A 1,380-nucleotide genomic window follows, 5' to 3' on the forward strand; every position below is an offset into this window, starting at 1 on the left:
GACCGCGTGTCCTGTCTCAGCACATCTGCGACAGATCTGTCTCAACACATCGAGGACAGGTTGTTGGTGGTTGTGGTCCGCTGGTAGCGGACGCTGCGGTCGAGGGTAAGGCTGGCGGTGACTGCGTTGTTGATCAGGATCGTGACGCGGTCGCCGTGCCAGAACAGTTCGGCAGTGCGCCCGGCGTGGCGGCGACCGAGGCCGATCGAGGTGTTGCTGAACCCGATCACCCCGGTCGAGGACACGGTGCGGGTGCTGTGGCCGGCGACTCGCGGTGCGGGCCCGGCCGGGACGGCGCGTTCACGGGCGTAGAACCGCTGGTGCGGGGTGTCGCCGTCCAGGCTCTGGTGGCGGCGGTGGTTGTTGTAGCCGTTGCGGTAGGTCTCGAGTAGGTCCTGCAGGGCGGTGAGCGTGGGCGGTGCGGGTCGGGCGTCGAGCCAGCGTTGCAGGGTCTGATGGGCCCGTTCGTTCTTGCCGCAGGTCTGCGGGTGCCCGATCGAGGACACCACGGTGGTGATGCCCAGCCGGGCCAGGCTGCGTTCCATCTCGACCATGGGCCAGTTGCGGCGTTTACCGGAGAACGCGGTGCCGTTGTCCGACAGCACGCAGGCCGGATGTCCGTAGTGGTCGAACCCGGCGCTCAACGCCTCCCAGACGGCGTCGCCGTTCTCGCTGATCGCGGCGCGGGAGGCGACGTCAACGCGGGAGTGGTCGTCGATGATCTGCACGACCGTGGCCTGGGTGCCCTCGGCGAGGGCGACGGTGAAGCCGTCGATCTGCCAGACCGCGTTCGGTGACGGGTGCACGAACCGGCCACTGGCACGGCGGGGTCGTTTACGCGGCTGCGCCACCACCTGGCCACGGTCGAGCAGGACCCGGTGGATCGTGGCTCGCGAGGGCACCTCGGCCAGATCCAGCAGCGGTTGCCCGGCCACACCGCCGCAGCCGTGGCGGGCGGCATCGAGCAGCCGCCAGCGGATCGACTCGGCTCCGCAGTCCCAGCCGTGGTCGGCGAGTTCCTTGCGGGCCCGCACCACGGCTTCGATCACATGCTCTGCGGTGGCGCTGGGCCGCGTGTCGGGCGCGCGTGAGCGCGGGGCGAGCCCGGCGCTGCCCTCGGCCTGGAACCGGGACAGCTTGCGGTAGAACACCGAGCGCGACACCCCGTGCTCACGGCACACCCGACTGACGTTGATCGTGTCCCCGGCGGCGGCCTGAGCGATCGCCGCGACAAGATCGGGATCCATCTCGAACCCTGTTCTGCCCACACGGGGCAGGCTGACCGGATCCGACCGGCCCGCCCACCCCGCTGGGCTTGATCAGTGTCCGCGATGTGGTGAGACATCAACTGTCTCGGATGTCCTGAGCACAGACACGCGG

At 69.5% G+C, this 1,380-nt stretch carries 1 protein-coding gene; it reads right to left on the reverse strand.

What is annotated here, in order from left to right:
• Positions 1-41: 41 nt before the first annotated feature.
• A complete protein-coding gene (locus tag ACLFMI_RS26730; RefSeq protein ID WP_410950732.1) occupies positions 42-1,247 on the reverse strand; it encodes an integrase core domain-containing protein in 1,206 nt (401 codons plus the stop codon).
• Positions 1,248-1,380 lie beyond the last annotated feature (133 nt).

The sequence above is a fragment of the Pseudonocardia nantongensis genome, assembly GCF_046546495.1.
Lineage (GTDB): Bacteria > Actinomycetota > Actinomycetes > Mycobacteriales > Pseudonocardiaceae > Pseudonocardia > Pseudonocardia nantongensis.